This window comes from Pseudarthrobacter sp. GA104 (assembly GCF_009741265.1).
GTDB lineage: Bacteria > Actinomycetota > Actinomycetes > Actinomycetales > Micrococcaceae > Arthrobacter.
This window is the reverse complement of the sequence record NZ_WOWL01000001.1, coordinates 3,716,943-3,739,106: the sequence shown is the minus strand read 5'-3', so window position 1 is coordinate 3,739,106 and position 22,164 is coordinate 3,716,943. Positions and strand designations below refer to the sequence as shown.

At 65.4% G+C, this 22,164-nt stretch carries 15 protein-coding genes; 5 read left to right on the top strand and 10 right to left on the bottom strand.

Translation table 11 applies throughout. The annotated features are described in order from the left end of the window. Positions 1–3 precede the first annotated feature (3 nt). Positions 4–4,065 (top strand): FtsK/SpoIIIE domain-containing protein, encoded by a 4,062-nt coding sequence (locus tag GK109_RS17085; RefSeq protein WP_157241767.1) that lies wholly within the window; start codon positions 4–6, stop codon positions 4,063–4,065. A gap of 22 nt (positions 4,066–4,087) precedes the next feature. On the opposite strand, the gene GK109_RS17080 is transcribed toward GK109_RS17085, so the two are convergent. Further along, on the bottom strand, positions 4,088–4,576 hold the full coding sequence (locus tag GK109_RS17080) for a hypothetical protein (protein ID WP_370460663.1): 489 nt from the start codon (positions 4,574–4,576) through the stop codon (positions 4,088–4,090). Between the two features lie 230 nt (positions 4,577–4,806). Here GK109_RS17080 and GK109_RS17075 point away from each other — a divergent pair, with 230 nt between their 5' ends. Beyond that, positions 4,807–5,055 (top strand): WhiB family transcriptional regulator, encoded by a 249-nt coding sequence (locus tag GK109_RS17075; protein ID WP_015937605.1) that lies wholly within the window; start codon positions 4,807–4,809, stop codon positions 5,053–5,055. A 123-nt stretch (positions 5,056–5,178) separates the two neighbouring features. Here the strand turns inward: GK109_RS17075 and GK109_RS17070 are convergent, their stop codons facing one another. Genes GK109_RS17070 through GK109_RS17055 form a run of 4 tightly spaced genes read right to left on the bottom strand, consistent with a single transcriptional unit; the run spans position 5,179 to position 13,533 of the window. Further along, positions 5,179–6,645, bottom strand: coding sequence for a sensor histidine kinase (locus tag GK109_RS17070; RefSeq protein ID WP_370460662.1), 1,467 nt, complete (start codon positions 6,643–6,645; stop codon positions 5,179–5,181). A gap of 28 nt (positions 6,646–6,673) precedes the next feature. Further along, positions 6,674–11,527 carry an NAD-glutamate dehydrogenase gene (locus GK109_RS17065; protein WP_157241766.1) on the bottom strand — a complete coding sequence of 1,618 codons (4,854 nt, stop codon included), beginning with the start codon at positions 11,525–11,527 and terminating at the stop codon, positions 6,674–6,676. A 57-nt stretch (positions 11,528–11,584) separates the two neighbouring features. Beyond that, on the bottom strand, positions 11,585–12,892 hold the full coding sequence (locus GK109_RS17060) for a CpaE family protein (RefSeq protein WP_370460661.1): 1,308 nt from the start codon (positions 12,890–12,892) through the stop codon (positions 11,585–11,587). Next, on the bottom strand, positions 12,889–13,533 hold the full coding sequence (locus tag GK109_RS17055) for a hypothetical protein (RefSeq protein WP_157241764.1): 645 nt from the start codon (positions 13,531–13,533) through the stop codon (positions 12,889–12,891). The genes GK109_RS17060 and GK109_RS17055 overlap by 4 nt, the downstream gene beginning before the upstream one ends. 155 nt (positions 13,534–13,688) lie before the next feature. Here GK109_RS17055 and GK109_RS17050 point away from each other — a divergent pair, with 155 nt between their 5' ends. Further along, positions 13,689–13,904 (top strand): helix-turn-helix domain-containing protein, encoded by a 216-nt coding sequence (locus GK109_RS17050; protein WP_009356834.1) that lies wholly within the window; start codon positions 13,689–13,691, stop codon positions 13,902–13,904. Between the two features lie 37 nt (positions 13,905–13,941). Here GK109_RS17050 and GK109_RS17045 read toward each other — a convergent pair whose 3' ends face one another. Then, entirely contained in the window at positions 13,942–14,511 is a 570-nt protein-coding gene (locus GK109_RS17045; protein WP_157241763.1) for a hypothetical protein, read from the bottom strand. Between the two features lie 129 nt (positions 14,512–14,640). On the opposite strand from GK109_RS17045, the gene GK109_RS17040 reads away from it, so the two are divergent. Then, complete coding sequence (locus GK109_RS17040) at positions 14,641–15,543, top strand: LysM peptidoglycan-binding domain-containing protein (RefSeq protein WP_157241762.1); 903 nt, start codon at positions 14,641–14,643, stop codon at positions 15,541–15,543. A gap of 91 nt (positions 15,544–15,634) precedes the next feature. Beyond that, positions 15,635–16,144 carry an Rv3235 family protein gene (locus GK109_RS22140; protein ID WP_231754889.1) on the top strand — a complete coding sequence of 170 codons (510 nt, stop codon included), beginning with the start codon at positions 15,635–15,637 and terminating at the stop codon, positions 16,142–16,144. A gap of 98 nt (positions 16,145–16,242) precedes the next feature. Here GK109_RS22140 and secA read toward each other — a convergent pair whose 3' ends face one another. From secA to GK109_RS17015, 4 genes are all read right to left on the bottom strand, one after another. Then, positions 16,243–18,981, bottom strand: a complete 2,739-nt coding sequence (gene secA, locus GK109_RS17030; protein ID WP_323056581.1) for a preprotein translocase subunit SecA — start codon at positions 18,979–18,981, stop codon at positions 16,243–16,245. 47 nt (positions 18,982–19,028) lie between these two features. Then, positions 19,029–20,294, bottom strand: a complete 1,266-nt coding sequence (locus GK109_RS17025) for a winged helix-turn-helix domain-containing protein (protein WP_370460660.1) — start codon at positions 20,292–20,294, stop codon at positions 19,029–19,031. 32 nt (positions 20,295–20,326) lie between these two features. Next, positions 20,327–21,052: a ribosome hibernation-promoting factor, HPF/YfiA family gene (gene hpf, locus GK109_RS17020; RefSeq protein WP_157241760.1), complete on the bottom strand. Its 726-nt coding sequence runs from the start codon at positions 21,050–21,052 to the stop codon at positions 20,327–20,329. A 144-nt stretch (positions 21,053–21,196) separates the two neighbouring features. Further along, a complete protein-coding gene (locus GK109_RS17015; protein ID WP_370460659.1) occupies positions 21,197–22,120 on the bottom strand; it encodes a ComF family protein in 924 nt (307 codons plus the stop codon). Positions 22,121–22,164 lie beyond the last annotated feature (44 nt).

Genomic DNA, 22,164 nt, shown 5'->3' with positions numbered 1-22,164 from the left:
CCCATGACACTCCACTGCACACTGGTCCGCAGCCCCCACTCGCTTCCGGCCGGGCCGCCCATGGAACTTTCCATTACGGCACCACCGGGCACTTCCGGCGCAAAAATCCACGCCCTGCTGGTGGAGAGGTTCGGCACGGGGGCGGTCTCTATCGGCGGGGATGACCTGTGTTCCATGAGCCTCGGCAAAGCACCCCTTGTGAATGGCGCCATCCTGGTCGACGGCGGGAGCCAGCCCCCCAGCCGAAGAAGGCCGAGGAGTCCGGCTCCTGATCCCGCTGCACCCATCGCGCTGGCTGTGCACACCGGCGCCGGAGCAGGCATCCTGGTCCCCCTGAGGCGCGGCACCTACACGATAGGCAGAAGCAATACGCGCATCGTGGTTCCCGATCCTGAACTCTCCCGCGAACATGCCCGCCTGGTGGTCACCGAGAAGGACATCATGATCGTCGATCTGGAGAGCGCCAACGGCACCTATGTGGACGGCGGACGGGTCCGCCATGCGCGCGTCACCACTGACTCCACCATCCGCTGCGGCAACACGGCAATGTCGCTCGTCTTCCTGGACCTGCCTGACAAGGCACTGGCCGACGCCGGCACGTCAGTTAAGGAGCCCCTCACCGTTCCAGGCCTCACCGAGTCCGGCAATCGCGGAATCCTTCTGCTCACCGCAGTGCTCCCCCTGGCCATCGGCATAGGACTCGCGGTCCTCACAGGAATGTGGATGTTCCTTGCTTTCGCGGCCGTCTCGGCAGTCTCCGTACTCATCCCGCTGGCGACGGGCCGCCGCCAGGCGCGCGAGTTCGCACAACGGATCCAGTCGGCAGTGGAGGAGGACCGGGAGCGGCGGCAGCGGGCGGGGCCCTCCCTCCCGCTGCTGATGCTGGCTGCCCGCCACGGGCAGGTTGCGCCTTCGCGGGCCGAGGGGAACGGCAGGGTGTGGCTTCGCCTCGGGCAAGCGGCCCAGGAAGCCTGTCTGAAAGTCGAGTCGGGGACCGCGCCCCGCATTGTTCCGTCAGTCGGGGAAGTCCCCGTGCTGCTGGATCCGGATCCCCCCAACACCACGTTCCGCGGGCCTCGGACCGTGGCGGAGGCGATGATCAGGTCGCTCGTCATGCAGTTGGCAGGCTACCCGTGTGGCAGCAGGACCCGCATCATCATCTGCGGCCCGCTGGAAAGTCTTCCGCTCCCTGCCCGCTTTCTTCCCGGCGTGACCCTCGCAGGAACCCGGCGTGCCGGCATGAAGGCACTCGCGGACGGCTTCGGCTCCACCTATGATCACGGTGTCCTCCTGTCCATCGAAGCGTCACTCATGGACGAGGACGGACTACGGGAAAAGGCAGCAGGGTTGGGCTGGCAAGTGCTCCAGTTTTGTGAGCCTGACACCGTTCCGGGTGTCCCCGAAGTGGTACTCGCCGAGCGGCAGTCGTTCCTGCGGGAAACGGGGCGCCGCATTGCGTTCGTCCCGGACCTGGCACCCGAGGACGTGTTCAGCAGCTTCTGTCGGCGGGTAGCGGCCTCTCCGAGGCCGCCGGAGGGCCAGGAGCGCCCGGTCCCGTCTGCCTGCGCACTGGACGAACTGCTGCCGATCACTCCCGCAGACACTGCTGCCCGCTGGGCTGCGAGCGCCGGCATCCGCGGTCTAGGCGTTCCGCTGGGACTCGGAGCAACGGGGCCTCAACTTCTTGACCTGCTGAATGACGGTCCCCACCTGCTGGTGGCGGGAACCACAGGCTCGGGCAAATCGGAACTGCTCCGAAGCCTGGCGCTGGCGCTGGCGCTCACCCACCCCCCGGACAGGGTCAATTTCCTCTTTGTCGATTTCAAAGGCGGATCGGGCCTGGGTCCGCTGGCGGGCCTGGTCCACTGCGTCGGCGTCCTGACGGACCTGTCCACCCACGAACTCGAACGGACCCTCGCATCACTTCGGGCGGAAATCAGGGTCCGGGAGGAAGCCCTCGCCGCTGCCCGGGTTCCGGACCTCACCGCCTACCGTTCCACACGCGCATCCCTTAGTTGTCCCCTTCCCCATCTGGTCATCGTCATCGACGAGTTTCGGATGCTCGTGGACGACGCTCCAGAGGTAATCCGCGAACTCATGCGGATCGCTTCCATCGGGCGCTCGCTCGGTCTGCACCTCGTCATGGCAACCCAGCGTCCCCAGGGAGCGCTGACCGCCGACATCCGCGCCAACGTCACGTCCAGCATTGCGCTTCGCGTCCAGTCGGAGATGGAGTCCCACGACGTCATCAGGACCGCGGCGGCGGCCGGCATCAGGCTGGCAACTCCGGGGCGTGCCTTTATCGCCCGCGGCATGGAGGAGCCGGAGGAATTCCAGGCGGCAGCAACTGGAGCGTGCCGTGCCACGGCAGTCGAAGAGACGGAGGTACAGCTCGCCACGGAGTATCTGGAGGCCGTGGGCAAAGACACCGCGGCCACCGCCGGCACCGCAGACCTGACACCGGCAGAAGCAGCAGCTCCCCTCGTCTCGCTGGTTCGAAATCTTTGGGCCTCACAGGCAGGGGCAGCACCACGGCCGCCGGTTGCCCCTCCCCTGCCCCGGAAGCTCACTCACCCCCAAAGGAAGATATCCCGTGGCGGCCTGACCGCCGGGGCAACGGCGAAGGACGGCACCAGCCAGTGGACCATTGATCTGGGCCTGGTGGACTTGCCCGAGCGCCAAGAGGTGACGCCCCTGCTGTGGAAACCCGCAAAGGACAGCCACCTCGCCTTTGTCGGAGGTCCGGCGTCCGGCGCGGCGGAGGCCCTTGACCTGGCCGCCCGTGAAGTGGCCGGTCATACAGCGGAATCACACTGTTATTTCCTGGACGCCGGCGGATCCTTCCTCGGCCTGGCCGCGCACACCCGGACGGGGGCCCACGCAGGGCTGCACGAGCTGCGGCGTGCCGTCCGCATACTTGAACGGCTGGCCCAGGAACTGGCCAGCCGCCTGAACCGGGCTGACAGCTGCGTTCCGCTTGTCCTTGTGATCTCCGGCTGGGGGTCCTGGGTATCGGCTTTTCGGGCAGGACCGCTGGCCTGGGCCGAAGACCTTGTCCAGGATCTGGTCCGCGACGGCGCCAACGCCGGAATCACGGTCCTCATCTCCGGTGAGAGGGAACTGGTTACGGCCCGGTTCTGCGGATCACTTCCCAACCGCATCTACTTCCCCGCAGGCTCCAATGAGGACAGCCGAATGGCATGGCCAAAGATGCCTTCCACGGCCCCGGTCAAAGGCAGGGGCGCGGCCTTCGGGCCGATCGTCGGCGGCCCAGCAGCCGTCTGCCAGCTCTTCGAACCCGCTTCGGCCAGTGCAGCGCAGGACGGCACCAGCCCGAACGAAGTCGTTGCGGCGGGGACCCGGCCTTTCCGGGTTGAGCCGCTTCCCTCCCTGGTATCAGTCCCGGAGGTTGAGGCTTTGGCTGCCAGGATGGATGACGTCGGAGCGACGGTTCCCGAAGCGCCGCTCGCGAACGGGAAGGGACCACGCCGGAGTGACGGCGACGCCCACTCGCGGGACCTGCTCCTGGGCCTTGGTGGCGATGAACTTCAACCTGTCACCGTTCGGATTCCGGCCGGAGGCGTCTTCGCCGTCCTCGGTGGAGCCGGTTCGGGAAAGACGAACGTCCTGCGTACCCTGCAGGCTCTGAACCCGGCCGCGGGCCGGTGGACCTGCCCGGACGGCGGCACGGATCCGGCGGAATTCTGGAAGTGTTCGCTGGCCAAGGCCAGGGAGGGGGAACTGCCGAGGGCGGCGGTGCTGCTGGCAGACGACATTGACCTCTTGCCTGCCGGCGCCTTACAGGACCTGACTGAGTTGCACGCCCTCGGCCACCCTGTGGTCCTGACCGCAAATTACAGTCCCTTGCTGCTTCAGCGCGTTCCGTTGGTCATGGATTGCCGGGCCGCCGGACGGGGACTCCTGCTGTCTCCGCGGTCCGCTTCGGAGGGCGACCTGTTCGGGGTCCGGTTCGACATCGAGCCGGATCCCCCTGCGGGCAGGGGGATGCTGATATCCCGGGGGCGGTCCTCCCCGGTCCAGGTTGCCTGGGCGGGGATGGAATAAAAGGACCGGGCGGCAGAACCTGCTAGAGTGCCGGCGTCCCCCCACCGGTGCGCGACGCATAACTGATCACCTTGCTTTGGAACAGAAGGACGATGGCAGTGACGGCCGGAACCAGCATAGCCAGCCCGGCAAGCAGGAGGCCGCTGCTGACCGTTGGAAATCCGATGGTCAGAACGAACAGCTGCGCTACAAGGGCAGCAGCCCGGGTCCAGCGGAAGCCACGGTTCAGGAAAAGGGCCACCGCATACAGCCAGGCGGAGAAGGCAAGCAGGAGTACAAGGGTGAACACAGCTCCCCAGAATGACAGGACAGGGCTCCCTGCCAGCAACTGGTAGCCGTACCACCCCGCCGCGACCAGGAGGGCAGTGGCCTCCGCGGCCACTACCAGGGCCACCACAAGCACCGCCGCGGGCCGGCCACTCGGGCCCTTATCGTGCTGGCCGTTTCGGCCCTGGCCGGGGTCCGGTGCGGGTGAAGGGGGCTCTGCTGGGTTTACCGGGGGTCTTGACACACTGGCACCCTACCGGACATAGTCGGACAGTGGTGAGGGCCAGCAGCGCCGGTGTGATGTATCGCTCAGCTTTCGGGGGATATCAAGCGTTATTACCCCTTGTTTACACAGCGTTAACATGACAGGCTTGATTCAGATGACCAAGGGGGCCCCGCCGGGCCCTTTTCCTTTGTAGCTACTAGTGAATAATTTCACAAGGGCTCTTCCCAGAAATGGAGCAACTGATCAGCATGGATTGGCGTAACCGCGCAGCGTGCCTCGAAAAGGACCCTGAACTCTTCTTCCCCGTCGGGAACACCGGGCCTGCCCTCCTGCAGATCGAGGAAGCAAAGAGCGTCTGCCGCCGGTGCCCCGTTGTGGATACCTGCCTGCAGTGGGCCCTCGAGTCCGGCCAGGACGCCGGCGTCTGGGGCGGCATGAGCGAAGACGAGCGCCGGGCGCTGAAGCGCCGCGCTGCCCGCGCCCGCCGCGCTTCCTGATCCCACCGGAAACCTCCAAGCACAAACAGCCCCGGCTGCAACCTTCCAAGGCTTGCAGCCGGGGCTGTTTCAGTTGTTCCTCCTCGGTAGTCCGGCTCCGGCGAAGGTAGCCCGGCTCCCGACCTACTTCCCGGCGAGGCTGAGGCGGATCTCGACGGCAGTGCCGCCGCCCTCCCGTGACCGCCACTGGATGGTCCCGCCCAGTTCGCTCGTCACGAGGGTCCGCACGATCTGAAGCCCCAGCCCCTCAACGTGGGGTGTGTCAGGAAGCCCCACGCCGTCGTCGGCGATGGTGACGGTGAGCTCCTCGCCGTCATCCCCTTCCGACCGGTCAGCGATCAGCGAGACCGTTCCGGCCCTTCCCTCCAGTCCGTGCTCCACGGCATTGGTTACCAGTTCGTTGATGACCAGGGCCAACGGGGTGGCGAGGTCGCTGGGCAGCTCGCCAAAGGTGCCGGAGCGTTCCGTCCTGACCTGTTGCGAGGGCGAGGCGACTTCCGCGGAAAGACGGAACTGACGTCCGATCAGCTCATCAAAATCCACGCTCTGGGTGAGGCCCTGGGACAGGGTCTCGTGGACGAGCGCGATGGTGGCCACCCGCCGCATCGCCTGCTCCAGGCCCTGTTTGGCTTCGTCGCTGACCATGCGCCGGGACTGCATGCGCAGCAGCGCCGCCACGGTCTGGAGATTGTTCTTGACCCGGTGGTGGATCTCCCGGATAGTGGCGTCCTTGGTGACAAGCTCCATTTCCCGCCGGCGCAACTCGGACACATCGCGGCACAGGACCAGCGCGCCGAAGCGCTGCTGCTCGTCGCGCAGCGGAATCGCGCGCAGGGACAGGCTCACCCCCCGGGACTCGATCTCACTGCGCCAGGGCATCCGGCCGGTCACTACGAGGGGGAGCGTCTCGTCCACCATGCGGCGGTCCTTGAGGAGGCTGGCGGTCACCTCCGCGAGGGACCGGCCCTCAAGGGATTCCCCGTCACCCAGCCGCCTGAAGGCAGAAACACCGTTGGGACTGGCGTACTGCACGATGCCTTCTGCATCCAGCCTGATCAGCCCGTCCCCCACGCGCGGCGCACCGCGCCGGGAACCCGTAGGCGACGCGAAGTCCGGCCAGAGCCCCAGCGTGCCCATCCGCAGCAGGTCATACGCGCACTGGCGGTAGGTCAGTTCGAGCCGGGACGGCATCCGCGAGCTGGACAGGTCCATGTGCGTGGTGACCACGGCAAGGGTGCGCCCGTTGCGGACCATGGGGACCGCCTCCACCCGCAGGGCCATGTCACTGCTCCAGTTCGTTTCGCTGGAGCGTTCGATGGAACGGCTGTTCCATGCCTTGTCCACGAGCGGCTGCAGGTCGGACCGGATGCCCTCGCCCACGAAGTCGCCGTGGAACACCGTGTGCGTGGTGGAGGGCCGGACATGCGCCAACGCCACATACCCGTGGTCAGGGTGCGGGAACCACAGCGCAAGATCCGCGAACGCCAGGTCCGCGACCATCTGCCAGTCCCCCACCAGGAGGTGCAGCCACTCGGCATCGCCCGGCCCAAAATCAGCATGTTCCCTGATAGGGTCCGTAAAGATTGCCACTGCACCTCCATTTGCGACGCCGGCTTGGCTAGCGTCGAACGATTGACCTCAAGAGCCTCAATGCTACCGACAGTGACGCCATATCGTCGGCCTCAAGTGAATTGACCTCGTCGAACATGGACTTGGCCCGGCTCAGCTGCTCGGCATTTTGAGCCTCCCAGTCCTTCAGGCGGGCCTCCGGCGAGTCGCTGGCAGCGGTGGCGTCCAGCACCGCCATCGTCATGTCCGAGATGGTGGAGTACAGGTCATCCCGCAGGGCCGCCCGGGCCAGGGCCTGCCACCTGTCCTGCCGGGGCAGGCTGCTGATCCGTTCCAGCAGCGAGTCGGCGTGGAACCGGTTGAAGACGGTGTAGTAGACGGCCGCGATTTCATTCACGGGCTCTTTGCGCCCATGCGCGATCTTGGCAATGTCCAGCAGCACGAAGCTCTCGAAAAGCTCCGCCCATCGCAGGGCGAGGCCTTCCGGCAGCTCCCATTCACGCGCTGTCTCCAGCCAGCCTGCCACCCGTTCCCGGTCATCACCCCGCAGGTAGTCCAGCAGGTGGGCCCGCATCGGCTCCATCACGGGTTTGAACTCCGACACGACGTCGGCTATCGGCCGGGAGACCGTGCCCTGGCCCAGGAGCCAGCGGACTGCACGGTCAAGCAACCGCCTGATGTCCAGATGGACGGCGCTCCAGTGCTCGGTGGGGAAGGATGCCGGCAGGCTGTTCAGCTCCCCCACCATGCGGTCCAGCTCGTAGATCTCCCGCAGGGCCACGAATGCCTTTGCCACCGCTGCTTCGCTGGCCGACGTTTCCTCCATCACCCGGAACGCGAACGTGATGCCGCCGAGGTTAATCATGTCGTTGGCAACCACAGTGGCAATGATCTCGCGCCGCAGCGGGTGGGTGTCCAGTTCAGCGTCAAAACGCTCCCGCAGCTGCGCGGGGAAGTAGGCGCGCAGCGTCTGCCTGAACCAGGGGTCGTCTGCCAGGTCGCTTTCCCGCAGTGCCGTCGCGAGCTCGATCTTGGCATACGCGGCGAGTACAGACAGTTCAGGAGATGTCAGCCCCTGGCCCTGCTGCAGCCGCTCCCGGAGCGCTTCGGTGGAGGGAAGCGCCTCAAGGTCCCGTTTCAAGTCGGCCGTCTTCTCGAGCCAGTCCATCAGCCGTTCGTAGCTCGGGCTCCACTCGGCCACCTTGGTCCGGTCGTTCAGCAGCAGGATGTTCTGGTCAATGTTGTCTTCAAGAACCAGCCGGCCCACTTCGTCGGTCATCGATGCAAGGAAGCCGGAGCGTTCTTCCGCCGACAGCTTTCCGGCAGCCACCATCCGGTCCACGAAGATCTTGATATTGACTTCGTGGTCGGAGCAGTCCACGCCGGCGGAGTTGTCGATGGCGTCCGTGTTGAGGATGACACCCTGCAGCGCCGCTTCAATGCGGCCGCGCTGTGTCATGCCGAGGTTTCCGCCTTCGCCCACCACCTTGACGCGCAGGTCCCGGCCGTCCACCCGGATCGCGTCGTTGGCCTTGTCCCCCACCGAGGCGTTGGTCTCGGTGCTCGCCTTGACGTAAGTCCCGATGCCGCCGTTGTAGAGCAGGTCGGCGGGGGCAAGGAGGACTGCGCGGAGGAGTTCCGGCGGGCTGAGTTCGGTGGTTTCGGCCGGCAGTCCCAGCGCCGTGCGGACCTGGGGCGAAACCGGGATCGACTTGGCCTGCCGGGCGAAGACTCCGCCGCCTTCACTGATGAGCGACTTGTTGTAGTCATCCCACGAGGACCTCGGCAGCTCGAACAAACGCTGCCGCTCCGCAAACGAGGCTTCCTCGTCCGGGTTGGGGTCGAGGAAAATGTGGCGGTGGTCGAAGGCCGCCAGGAGGCGGATGTGGCGGGACAACAGCATGCCGTTACCGAAGACGTCCCCTGACATGTCCCCCACGCCCACCACGGTGAACGGCTGGGTCTGGGTGTCCAGGTCGAGTTCGCTGAAGTGGCGTTTCACCGACTCCCACGCACCCCGCGCCGTAATGCCCATCGCCTTGTGGTCGTACCCCACGGATCCGCCGGACGCGAACGCGTCCCCGAGCCAGAAACCGTACTCGGCAGCGAGCCCGTTGGCGATGTCGGAGAACGTCGCGGTGCCCTTGTCGGCAGCCACCACGAGGTAGGAATCGTCGTCGTCGTGCCTTACAACGTCCGACGGCGGCACGAGCCTTTCGCTGTCACCCTCGGTGAGGAGGTTGTCTGTGATGTCCAGCAGGCCCCTGATGAAGGTCTTGTAGCTTTCGATCCCTTCCGCCATCCAGGCGGCGCGGTCAACCGTGGGGTCGGGAAGCTGCTTGGCAAAGAAACCGCCCTTCGCCCCCGTAGGCACGATGACGGCGTTCTTCACCGTCTGCGCTTTCACCAGCCCCAGGATCTCGGTGCGGAAATCCTCGCGGCGGTCGGACCAGCGAAGCCCGCCGCGTGCCACCTTGCCGAAGCGGAGATGGACCCCCTCCACCCGCGGCGCGTAGACCCAGATCTCGAACATGGGGCGCGGGAAGGGCAGGCCCTCAAGCCGGGCGGGATCGAGTTTGAAACTCAGGTGAGGCTTGTTCTGGTAGTAGTTGGTCCGGAGCGTCGCCTCGATCAGGTTGACGAACGTGCGGAGGACCCTGTCGGCGTCGAGCGTCTCCACCTTTTCAATGGCCAGGTCCAGGTCCTTGCGGGCGGACGCCTGGGCCTCATTGCGCTCTTCGTCGTTGAGGGAAGGATCGAAGCGCGCGGCGAAGAGCGCAGTCAGCCCCTTGGTCACGCGGGGGTTGGCCAGCAGGGTATCGGCCATGAAGCCGAAGGAGTTGGTGTTACCCATCTGGCGCATGTACCGCGCGTAGGCCCGCAGCACGGTGATCTTCCGCCACTGCAGACCCTCGCGCAGCACCAGCCGGTCGAAGCTGTCCGACTCGGCTGCACCCGTCACTGCAGCGCCGAAGGACTCGGCAAGGAGCTGGCCCGTGGAGACCGGGTCCACCTTTGCCGGGTACTTCAGGCCAAGGTCGTACAGGAAGAAGTCGCGGCGGTCCGCCGTTTCGATTTCGAAAGGCCGCTCGTCCAGGACCTCCAGTCCGAGGTTGTGGAAGTACGGCAGGATCTGGCTGAGGCTCTTGGGCTCCAGCATGTAGAGCTTGACCCGCGCGTCCTCCTCCAGTGTTGCCCCCGCACCTTCCGGGAGATAGACGTGCACGCCGGGGCGCTCCTGGACAGTACCTTCAGCCCGTTCCGCGGCGGCACCGTACTTCTCGAACCGTGCAATGTCCTCGAGTGCGTCCTCGACTTCGTAGTCCACCCGGTAGCTGGCGGGAAACGCTTCCGACCAGATGGCGGCAAGCTCCTTTGCCTCAGAAACGTCCCGCCCCTCGCGCAGGACCTCCGCGATCCCTTCGCTCCAGGAGCGGGCAGCCCGCACAAGGCGCTTCTCCAGCTCCTCCGCATTGACGTTGCTGATGTCTGCGTTCTTGGGCAGCCGGATGCGGAAGAACAGGCGGGCCAGCGCCGACTCCGTCATGCGGGCTTCGTAGTCAATGGAGACGGCCTGGAACGTTTCGCGCAGCTCCTGCTCGATGCGGAGGCGAACGTTCGTGGTGTACCTGTCCCGTGGAAGATAGACGACGGCGGACATGAACCGGCCGTAGATGTCAGGCCGAAGGAACAGCCTGGTGCGCCGACGCTCCTGGAGTTTCTGGATGCCGAGGGCAGTGGCGGCTAGGTCCGGGACCTCAATCTGGAATAGCTCGTCCCTGGGATAGGTTTCCAGGATGCCCAGCAGGTCCTTGCCGGAGTGGGAGTCCGGGGGAAAGCCGGCGCTACGAAGCACCGCGTCAACCTTCTCGCGCACAATCGGAATATTCCGGACGGAGCCGGTGTAGGCGCTGGTTGCCAGGAGGCCGATAAAGCGCCGCTCGCCGTTGACATTCCCCGCGGCGTCAAAGCTCTTCACACCGATGTAGTCCAGGTAGGCCGAGCGGTGGACGGTGGAGCGGGAGTTTGCCTTCGTGATGACCAGGGCGCGTTTTTCCCGTGCCTTCTTCCGGCCGGTGTCCGTCAGGTGCTGAATGTGGGGCGAGTCGGTGGAGGGCCGCAACAGCCCAAGGCCGCTGTCTTCACGGAGCTCCAGGACGTCTTCCCCATCAACGTTGACCAGGTCGTATTCCCGGTAGCCCAGGAAGGTGAAGTTCCCGTCGTCGAGCCAGCGAAGGAGGTCCTGCGCCTGCCGCAGTTCGGCGATTTGCGAGGAGTTGGCTGTCTGGTCAAGGCTTTCCGCGATTTGGATGGCCTTCTGGCGCATCTTTGGCCAGTCCTCCACGGCGGCGCGGACATCCTTGAGGACCCGTTCAAGGCCTTCGAGGAGGGAGGCTTTCGCGTCTTCCGAGACGCGGTTGATCTCGACGGCGATCCAGGACTCCATGTGCGAGGCGTTCTCACCCTGGGCAATGAGGTGGGACAGGCTGGGCATGGCGGCCGTGTCGCCGCTGGAAATCCCAAGGTGCGCCGGGACCCTGCTGACCTTGGTGAGCTCGCCGCTCTCCCTGTTCCGGGTAGCCACGAAGAGGGGGTGGATGACCAGCTTGATGGCGGCATGCTGCCGGACGAGTTCGGCGTTGACCGAGTCCACCAGGAAGGGCATGTCATCTGTGACAACGAAGACCACGCTGCTGTCTTCCTCGTCCGCAATGGCGACCTTCGCCTGGCCAGGCCTCCGGACGGAGGCGATCTCCCGGTGATGGTCGGCACGGGCAACCAGCACGTCCCGGGGGTACGTTCGGGCGTCCTCTTCGGCTAGGTGCTGGTAGTAGTCCCCAACGAAGCCCTCATCGCCTACAAGGGAAAGGGGCTGATCCTCCACGCTGGATCCAGACGACATCGACAAACGCCTCCATCACAAGATATTCGCTGCACCCTTGCAGCTCTTATGGCGAGCCTAGTCCTTCGCCCGGCGCCGTGCTGTGGAAGAAAATACAGAGGATTTCCGATTTTGCTGGTCGGATGCACAAACCAAATCGCGGATGGCGTGGCGGAGGGACGAATCTGGAGCAACCTCAAGCAGCAGGGACCCGCCCAACAGTGCGGCATCCGCCGCAGACACGTCGTAGGGAAGGAAAGCCTTAAGCTCAGACGCGGGACCGTACCGCTCCCAGGCATCCATCAGCTGCCTCTCCGGCCCTCTGCCTACCGACGAGGCGCGTACGCGGTTCATCACAACAATGGGTGATGCCTGCGGAACAGCCAACTCGAGCTCTGCGAGGCCACGGACCAGCCTCGGCACTCCCACCGGGTCCGCGGCACCCACAGCGTAGAGCGTGTCAGCCAGCTCGAGCGACCGCAGCGTGGCTGCGTTCCGCCGCGGGGCCAGCGTATCGAAACTGAGTTCTTCGTCCGCTTCAAGGCAGAACCCGGCATCCACCACAACGACTTCCGCAATCTCCCGGGCGCGTTCGAGGACCAGCGCAAGGGCGGAGGCCCGGAGCTCCGTCCAGCGGTCCGCCCGGGTAATCCCGGTAAGCACCCTGAAGGTGCCCGCTTTGGTTGCCACTGGCGCGGCGATCTTCTCGAGCGCCTCCCTGTCCAGCAGGCCCTGGTCCGCGAGCCTGCATGCCTGTGCCAGGCCCGCCGACTCATCGAGGAGGCCCAGGACAGCCGCGATGCTGGCGCCATAACTGTCGGCGTCAACAAGAAGCACGGCCGTTCCTTCCGCAGCCAACTCACCGGCGATATTTGCAGCAACGGTGGTCCGTCCGGGAGCTCCGGCCGGCCCCCAGACCGCAATGATCCTGCCCGGACCCGGTTCATCCGGCCCCGCCGGCGGCTCGGCCTGGACGGACTTCAGTGCAGCCCCGGGGTCAGCCGGGCCGCTTCTCCGGGCAACACCTGGCCCCCGCCCTGTAAGTTGGGCTACCGCCTCCGCGATCCTGTCCGAGAGCGCCGCGGACTCCACGCCGGTCAGCGCTGAAGCTACCCCTATCGACCGCAGCCGGGCGGCTTCGTCGGCGTTGTCAGTCAGGGCAATGATTGCCACCCCAACTGCCGAAAGCCTGTCCACGAGCGAGGAAGTCAGTCCTTCGGACCCGTCCGCCACAACCGCAGCCCTGGCCAGGCCGCTTTGGCACGCCGCCAGAAGTTCGGGAAGTTCCGTGCACCTCCTGACCACCGTTACCGGTCCATGCAGGCGCTCGAGCCCGCCCACCAGATCGTCCCTGCTCTGGCCGACGGTAACTACCGGGATGCTCACCTGGCACCGCCGCCCGGGTTCCAGACCACAGAGATTTTCGCCTCGTTGGCCTGGGCCCCCAGAAGGGCCGGCATTTGACCATCCTCCACCAACACCATCAGGACGGTGGTTTTTGATGATCCCAGAGCCGTCGAGCCGGAAGTTACTTCCGCGATCTCAGCGCCGGGAAGGAGGAGTTTCGGTTCACTGAATCCGTTGCGGGCATCCGGCTGCGCAACCCAAACGTCCACCCTCGCGCCGGCGACGGCTTGCGCCGGGAGGGTTTCCTCGATGGTGAGGGCTACCGGCTTCCGGTCGAGTTGGTCGACTGAGCCAAGGCTGGCGCGGGGCACCAACTGGTGCTTGCCGATGCGCTGGACCGCCACCACCCCTTCGGGGATGCCTGATTCGGCCGTAATATACTGCTCCTCCGTCTCACCCAGGCGCACCTTTGCGCGCACAACGTTATCCCGGGTCAGCCTCTCCCCTACGGCGATGCCGTCACGGGCCGCATATACCTCGGTGGTCCGGTCCGCACTGCCGACAAGGAACACAACACCCGCCACGGACACCAGGACCAGGAGGACACCTACCAGCAGGCGGGGGTCCTTCCATGATGGCCGTTTCAGCCTGGCCGCCGTGGCGGATGAATCAGGAACCATGAAAATTTCTCCCCCTATGTGCGCCGGCCCTGCTCGCCGTGTCCAAACACCCTCATTGTTACCGCCGTGACGCTGGAACGAAAGTCACGATGCCAAACAGGGCCAATCTGTGGATAACAGCAGCATAAGGTCCCATTCGATGGCAAAATGGAGGCATGCCAAGGTTCCTAACGCTCGCAGATGTCGCCGAGCAGCTTCAGATCAACTCGCCGGCCGCGTACGCGCTGGTCCGCAGTGGAGAACTGAAGGCCATCCAGGTGGGCGGCCGCGGCCAATGGCGGGTTGAAGAAAAGATGCTGGAGCAATACATCGAGGAGCGCTACGCCGAGGCCAGCCGGATGATCCAGGAATCCAAGTCCAGGTCCGTCTGAGCTCCGTCCGGGACTTCGGCGCCAACAGCACCGCCGGCTAAGAATCGCCAGTCCGCCGTGACCTGACGGCCGCCAACGCCGCCAAGGGGATGACTGACACCTGGCCGACTTGGTTGCTGCGGCGCACCTCTCCCGGAGTGAACGTCGCCAGGTCCAGATAATCCTTCCCCACCCGGTCGATGACCCCGGCCAGCCTCACCGCACCGGCACCATGCGCCAACGTCACCGCCAGTTCCGCGCGGTCCCGTGCCAAAGCGCGCAGCGCGTGCGCAAGTCCCAGCCCCCTGCGCACCGCCGACGGTTCAGCCACGGAGAACCTGCCCAGGCCCACATAACGTACAGCGGCGGCATACGGGACCAGGACCTGGTGCCGCTCCTCATCGAGAACCAAGGCGTCCGCGCCAGCGTGGCTCAGCGCGCCGCGGACAACATCGCCACACGCGAGATGCACGGCGAGGCGGCACCCCAAGGCGCCGCGGAGCCGGTCCGCGAGCCCGACGTCCACCATCTCCGCCCGGGTCCGTTCGTTGATCTCCGCGTCCAGGGAAAGCCGCTCCGATTCGGCAAATTGGCTTTCCATGTCATTGAAGAGTGCATCCCAGCGCATTGCGTCAGCGTAGGACCGGGCCGGGCGGCCGGTCAATGCATCAAGTAATTCTTTCCAGCGTATGGACAAACCTGCACGCACGGGCTCAAACTTTCCTTATGCGTATCAAACAACATCAAACTGCATCAAATGAGCAGTTCTGTGGCTAGGCCTGGATCACGGCGGTTGTCTGCCGACGCCGTGGCAGCGGCAGCTGTCCTCCTGTTGGGCCTTTTGCTGTGCCTCATCGGCTCGGGGCTGCTGGAACAGTGGAAGGATTCGTATGCGCGGCAGCAGCTGCCCGGCGTGGAGATTCATCTGGCTGCCGCAGCAGGCATTGCAGGAGCGGGCATTGTGGCCTGGTGGTTCGTGTCGCTGGCGTGCGCGGCCGCTACCGCCGTCCTGGTCAGAACAGGCAGAGCCCGGGCCGCAGCAGCCACGCGGAAGCTTTCCCCCGCTTTCATGCAGCGGTTGGTGCTCGGCGCGCTGTCCGTTCAACTCCTGGCCGGACCCGTGGCCCACGCCTCGGTACCGGCGCCCGGCCCGGTGTGGGCACCCACGCAAGGCCACTCATCCTCGGCGCCCGCCGGCCCTGCCACTGCGACAGCCCAAGATCCAGCCAAATCCCCGCCGGCCAATACGGAGACGCTGGCCGGTGCAGTGACCCGATCCGGGAATGAAGCACCGGCCGGCAACGTGGCGCCGGTCCATACAGGGAAGGAACACGCCGTCGTTGAAACAACGGCGCCACCGCCACCCGTCCACCCCGGCTGGCAACCGGTCCCGCCGGTGGCGAATCCGGGCCTGCTTGCGGCTCCTGCCATCCGTGCCACCCGGGAAGCAGCGCCTGCGGAGGTTGAAGGCGTCACCGTCCAGGCGGGAGACACCCTGTGGGACATCGCTGCCCGTCATCTGGGACACGGTGCTTCGGACCTGGACATCGCGCTTCAATGGCCCCGCTGGTACCAGGCCAACCTGGCACTCATAGGACAGAACCCTGACGTGCTGCTCCCGGGACAGATTCTTCAGCCACCTTCACCCGCCCACAAATAGCCGGGCCGCGAATAGCCAGGCCACACCCTACGAGCCAAGCCCGATCCCGTCCGCCATCCCACTGACGGGCAATCCAACCAAGGGGAAACCAATGAGTGCAGTGACACCGATACGCACGGCCAAGACCACAAACTGGGCGGGCCAAGGGACGGCCCCGGGAGCGGAGGCAGGACATGCGCCGCGCCGGCCAACCACGCCACCGTTGTCTCCGGGCCGCCAGGCAGCTTCCACGCCTTTGCGTCCCGTCGACGACATGGCGGAGGTCCGCGCAGTCACCCGCACCACAGTGCAGGCGGCCATGGAGGTACTTGCCGGGATCCGGCCGATCCATCAGCTTGCCCGGCGCCTTGACCCCCGTTGCCTGACGGCCCTGCAACACCGGGCCGCCCTTATCCGCCGCGAGCTCACGCGTACGGGCAGTCCGGCCCTGGCAAGGCTCCATCGCAACTCGACTGTCAGGTCGGTCCGGGTCTGCGAGGTCGCCGACGGCATTTACGAGGCCAGCGCAGTGGTGGTGGACGACGTACGGGCCCGTGCCGTTGCCGTCCGGCTGGAGCAAAGCAAGCAGGTGTGGCGGGTGACCGAACTTGTCATTGGTTGACGACGCAGCGGAAAGAAAGCAGGGCCGGGAACCACTGTTCCCGGCCCTGCCCGCACTCATTGCCTGGCACCGCGGCCGGCAGGCAGGTCGTTCTGTGGTCAGCGGCGCTTTTTCTTTGCGGGGCGCTTTGCCGCATCCTGCGCGGCCGCCTTGGCCGGATTTCCGGAACGGCCGGAGGAACGGGTCTCTACCCTGGTCTGCGTGCCACCGGTTTCGCTCGGAGCCGTGTACTGCAGCTGGGCAGGCTTTTCCGGAGCTTCCAGACCGGCGGCCCGTACCTGCGGTTCGACATGCTCGGTGTGTCCGCCCTGTGCATCCGGCACCACCACGTCCTGGGCAGGAGTGACTTCCACTTCGAGATTGAACAGGAACCCCACGCTCTCTTCGCGGATGGCTTCCATCATGCTCTGGAACAGGAGGAAGCCTTCACGCTGGTACTCCACGAGGGGATCACGCTGTGCCATGGCGCGCAGGCCAATGCCCTCTTTGAGGTAGTCCATCTCATACAGGTGTTCCTGCCACTTCCGTCCAATGACGGAGAGGACCACCCGGCGCTCAAGTTCCCGCATGCTTTCGGAGCCGATGGCTTCCTCGCGCGCCTGGTACACCAGCCGTGCGTCGGACAACAGCTCCTCTTTCAGGAACTCAACAGTGAGCCTGGACTTCCCGCCGGCTTCCTCGATGATCTCGTCCGGAGTAACGCTGACAGGGTAGAGCGTCTTGAGGTTGGTCCAGAGCAGGTTGTAGTCCCAGTCGTCCCCGTTACCTTCGGCCGTTGCGGCGTCGATGAAAGCGGTGATGGTGTCTTCGACGAAGAACTGGACTTTCTCATGCAGGTCGTCGCCTTCGAGGATCCGGCGCCTGTCGCTGTAGATCGCTTCTCGCTGGCGGTTAAGGACGTCGTCGTACTTCAGGACGTTCTTGCGCTGTTCGGCGTTGCGGCCCTCAACCTGCCCCTGGGCGGAGGCGATTGCCCGGGACACCAGCTTCGATTCCAGTGCGACGTCGTCGGGCACGGAGCTGTTCATGAGCCGTTCCGCCGCCCCTGAGTTGAAGAGCCGCATGAGGTCATCGGTCAACGACAGGTAGAACCGGGACTCGCCGGGATCGCCCTGGCGGCCGGAACGTCCGCGGAGCTGGTTGTCGATGCGGCGTGATTCGTGGCGCTCGGTGCCAAGGACGTAAAGTCCGCCGAGATCCAGGACTTCCTCATGCTCGTCCTTGACGGACTGCTTGGCAGCCTCAAGGGCGGCGGGCCACTGGGACTCGTACTCCTCGGAGTTCTCTTCAGGGTCCAGTCCGCGCTTCGCGAGCTCGGCGACGGCGGTAAACTCAGCGTTGCCGCCGAGCATGATGTCGGTACCGCGGCCGGCCATGTTGGTTGCCACCGTGACGGCACCCTTTCGGCCCGCCTGGGCAACGATGGCGGCTTCGCGTGCATGGTTCTTCGCGTTGAGGACCTCGTGGCGAATGCCTTCCTTGGCAAGGAGCCGGGAGAGGTATTCGCTCTTTTCAACGCTGGTGGTGCCCACCAGGACAGGCTGGCCCTTTTCGTGGCGTTCGGCAATGTCCCGCACAACGGCGTCGAACTTGACCGTTTCATTCTTGTAGACGAGGTCCGGCTGGTCGATGCGCTGCATGTCCCGGTTTGTCGGAATGGCCACTACGCCCAGCTTGTAGGTGCTCATGAACTCGGCCGCCTCGGTTTCGGCGGTGCCGGTCATGCCCGAGAGCTTGTCGTACATGCGGAAGTAGTTCTGCAGCGTAACGGTGGCCAGGGTCTGGTTCTCAGCCTTGATCTCGACGCCTTCCTTGGCCTCGATCGCCTGGTGCATGCCCTCGTTGTAGCGCCGGCCGGCCAGGATGCGGCCGGTGTGCTCGTCGACAATCAGCACTTCACCGTCCAGGATGACGTAGTCCTTGTCCCGCTTGAACAGTTCCTTGGCCTTGATGGCGTTGTTAAGGAACCCGATGAGGGGCGTGTTCGCGGACTCGTACAGGTTCTGGATGCCGAGGTAGTCCTCCACCTTTTCGATGCCGCTCTCCAGGACGCCGACGGTGCGCTTCTTCTCGTCGACCTCGTAATCCTTCTCCGGCTGCAGCCGCTGGACCACTTTGGCAAATTCGCTGTACCAGCGGTTTGTGTCCCCCTGCGCGGGGCCGGAGATGATGAGCGGGGTACGCGCCTCATCGATGAGGATCGAGTCCACCTCGTCAACGATGGCGAAGTTGTGCCCGCGCTGGACGAGCTCGTTCCTGTCCCACGCCATGTTGTCGCGGAGGTAGTCGAAACCGAACTCGTTGTTGGTGCCGTACGTGATGTCCGCGGCGTACTGCTGGCGCCGGACCGCCGGGTCCTGGTTGGCCAGGATGCACCCGCTGGTCAAACCAAGGAAACGGTAGACGCGGCCCATGAGGTCGGACTGGTATTCGGCGAGGTAGTCGTTAACGGTGACCACGTGGACACCCTTGCCGGTCAACGCGTTCAGGTAGGCGGGAGCGGTCGCCACCAGGGTCTTGCCTTCGCCGGTCTTCATTTCCGCGATGTTGCCCAGGTGCAGGGCGGCACCACCCATCAACTGGACATCGAAGTGGCGCATCCCCAGGGTCCGTGACGAAGCTTCGCGGACTGCGGCAAAAGCCTCCGGAAGCAGGTCATCCAGCTCCTCGCCATCCTGGTGGCGTTCGCGGAGCCGGGCAGTTTCTTCCCGGAGTTCGGCATCCGTGAAGGTCTTGAAGGAGTCTTCCAGGGCATTGATGGAGTCGGCATAGTTCCTCAGCTGCCGGAGTGTTTTTTTGTCACCGGTGCGGAGAAGTTTTTCGATAAGTGATGCCACGTGAAGATGCTCCCAGTCTCATGCCGCCGAATTCTGGCGTTTTTAGTCTACGGGAGAGACGCCGCCGCGAGCCCCGTTTGTTCCCTCAGAGCGGATACTCCCCTGCCGCTGACCGCCGCGGCGAGGCTCCCGGCGAGGTCTCCAACCGGGAAGACTTCCACTTCGGACAGGCCGAGCCAGTCGGCCATGAGCCGAAGCTCCGCAGCGAGTTCGACGGCGGTGTCCGGCGGGGCGTAAGGCTCCGCGAAGGCGGACCTCGCCAGCAGGATCCCGCGTTGGCGGTCCGCCTTCAGGTCCACACGGGCCACGATCCTGTCGCGGAGGAGGAAGGGAAGGACGTAATACCCGTAGCGCCTCTTGTGTTCGGGCGTGTAAATCTCGATCCGGTAGTGGAAGCCGAACAGTTCCTCAAGCCGCCGGCGTTCGAACACCAGGGAGTCGAACGGACTCAGCAAGGCGCGGCCGGTGGCGCGCCGAGGCAACCTCGCTTCGACATGGCGGAAGACATCACGGTCCCAGCCCGGAACTGTGACGCGTTCCAGCCTGCCCATCCGCACCAGATGTTCGACGGCGGCCGCCGCGGCCTTCGGAGGGGTGCGGAAGTAATCCGCGAAACAACGTACGGTGCCGATGCCATGTGCCTGGGCAGCGGCGTCGATCAGCCGGTGCATCGCTTCCGCTGGACCGGCGTCGCCTGTCGCCGGCCCGGACAACTCCGGCAGCACCCTGGATGTCAACGTGTACCTGCGCTCGAACTGCTCCGTCCGCGCTGCCGCGGAGACCACGCCTTCCTCGAACAGGTGCTCGAGCACCCGTTTGACGGCGTTCCAGTTCCAGCCCCAGTTGGCAGTCTCCTTCTCCTCGACGTGGCCCATCCTGGCAGTCAGCTGGGCCGCGGTCAGGGGCCGGGAGCGTGCCAGCGTGTCCAGGATCTTCCCTGCGATTGCGGCGCGAAGGTCAGGGTCCATGCGGGAGGCGCCGACCCAGGAGCGCTTCTGCCACAGGAGGAGGTCCGCGTAGTGCTCCGGGCGGATGTAGCTCGCTTCGTGTGCCCAGTACTCCACCATGCGCCGCGGATGGACGGCGGTCATTCGCTGGAGGATGGTTCGGTCGTAGTTTCCCAGCCGCGAAAAGAAGGGCAGGAGGTGGCTCCGGGAGACGACGTTCACGGAATCGATCTGGACGAGCTGGATCCGGGCAAAGGTGCGGCCCACCGCCCGTGAGGTCACGGGGCCGGTGGGCCGTCCTTTGTCGAGTCCCTGGGCTGCCAAAGCGATCCGCCGTGCCTGGTCCAGGCTCAGCGTCGCTGACACTTCAGTCCTCTCTGTGGATGGTGTCAACCACCCTACGCGTTTGCGGCGGCGTCGTCCGAACGGTACGCAATGACCTTTTCCTCCACCACGGTGTCTCCGGGTTCGCACTCGTGATCCAGCGTGATGACCCCGTAGGTCCAGCCGCGGCGCCGGTACACGACCGACGGCGTGTTGGTGGCCTTGTCCACGAAAAGGTAGAAATCATGGCCCACAAGTTCCATGTTGTCCACGGCGTCGTCGAGGGAGAGGGAGGCGGCAGGAAAAACCTTGCGCCGGATCAGGACGGGCGAGTTGCCGGCCGGGATGTCGTTTTCAACATCGTAGGGAGACTTGTCCTCGGGGGCGGCGACGGCCTCATTCCGGTGGCTGGCCTCGACATAAAGCGGTTCTTGCGTGCTGGCGGGTTCCAGGGTGGCCGTCGCTTCCCGGACAGCCTTAGGGGTGTGCCGTCCATGGTGGACCTTCTTGCGGTCCTTGGCCCGACGGAGCCGTTCAAGCAGTTTGTTGTAGGCAAGATCAAAGGCCGCGAACTTGTCAGCGGCGCTGGCTTCGGCACGAATCACGGGTCCCCGGCCCAGCACCGTCACCTCAACGGTCAGCTGGTCGCCGGTCTGCCGGGCATTGGTCTCCTTCGAGACTTTCGCGTCCACCCGCTGGACCTTGTCCCCAAGCGACTCGATTTTCGAAATCTTTTCCCCGGCATATTCACGGAACCGGTCTGAGACTGTCAGATTTCGTCCGCTGATCATAAACTCCATGGTGCCCTCCAAATGACTTCGGTGACACGACGGCGGCGCTTCCCTGGGCCGATCTGTGTGACAGTCGAGCCCCTCTCCGAGCCGCCATCGAAAGGTACATTCTGTTCTTGGTACCCACCACCGACGTTAGTTCATAGGCACCCGTTATTCATCCTTTCTTGGTTTATTTTTTTCTAAGTCATGGCGGCTTCCGCGGGTCTTCGGGAGTTGGGCGCCGTGGCCCTCGGCGTCCGGCGGGCGTGTCGCAGCGAGGACGACGGCACCCGTTACCTGTGCCCCTGCTGCATGGAGCGCGCGGGCTGCTTCGGCCAGCGTGGAGCCGGTGGTCAGGACGTCGTCGATGATGACGCAGCGGCGCCCGGCCACCTTTGCCCGCCCCCGCGTGGAGACCCGCATGGAACCGCGCACCCGCTGCGCCCGGGCGCCCCGGCCCAGGCCTTTTTGGCCGCCCGGCAGCTGCAGGACGGACCCGCCGGCCTTGGCGAGGACATCTGCGACAGGCCACCCTGCAAGCTGCTGCGAGGCCCCGGCCAGCAGCAGGTGGACAGGGCTGAAACCCCGATTCAGGTAGGCCTTGGTGCTGGTGGGCACGGGGACGAGGCAGATCTCTCCGGAGCCCTCGGCGGCTGCGCGAACCGCCCCGGCGAGCGCGCGGCCCAGGCTTCGCTTGAGCTGCTGCTGGCCGTGCCTCTTGAACGAAAGCAGGGCCTGCGCGAGCTCTTCGCGGTAGACGCCGGCAGCCACCACCGGAAGCAGCACCGACCCGTCCACATCCATGAGTGCCGGCGCTCCGCTTTCTGCCCGGAACGGGGCTGCGGTGAGGTGCCGGATGCGACGATCACAGGGGATGCAGAGCGCCCGGTCTTCCGCACCGCAGCTGACGCAGTCAACCGGAACAGCAAGCGACAGGAGGTCCGCCGCCGCTCCCGTGAGCTGGTCGGTGAACCGGAGGAAGGCGCTGCCGTGGTCTGAGCGGTGCCGGGCGGCAATTCCGTCGGGCGGGTCAAGGTCGGGATCGGGCCGGACACCTGTCACGGCCCGCCCGCCGGCTAAGGGTCTGCGGCTCACCCCACCATCTTCGGCCTGCGCCCCGTCGCCGCGCAGCGGGCAGG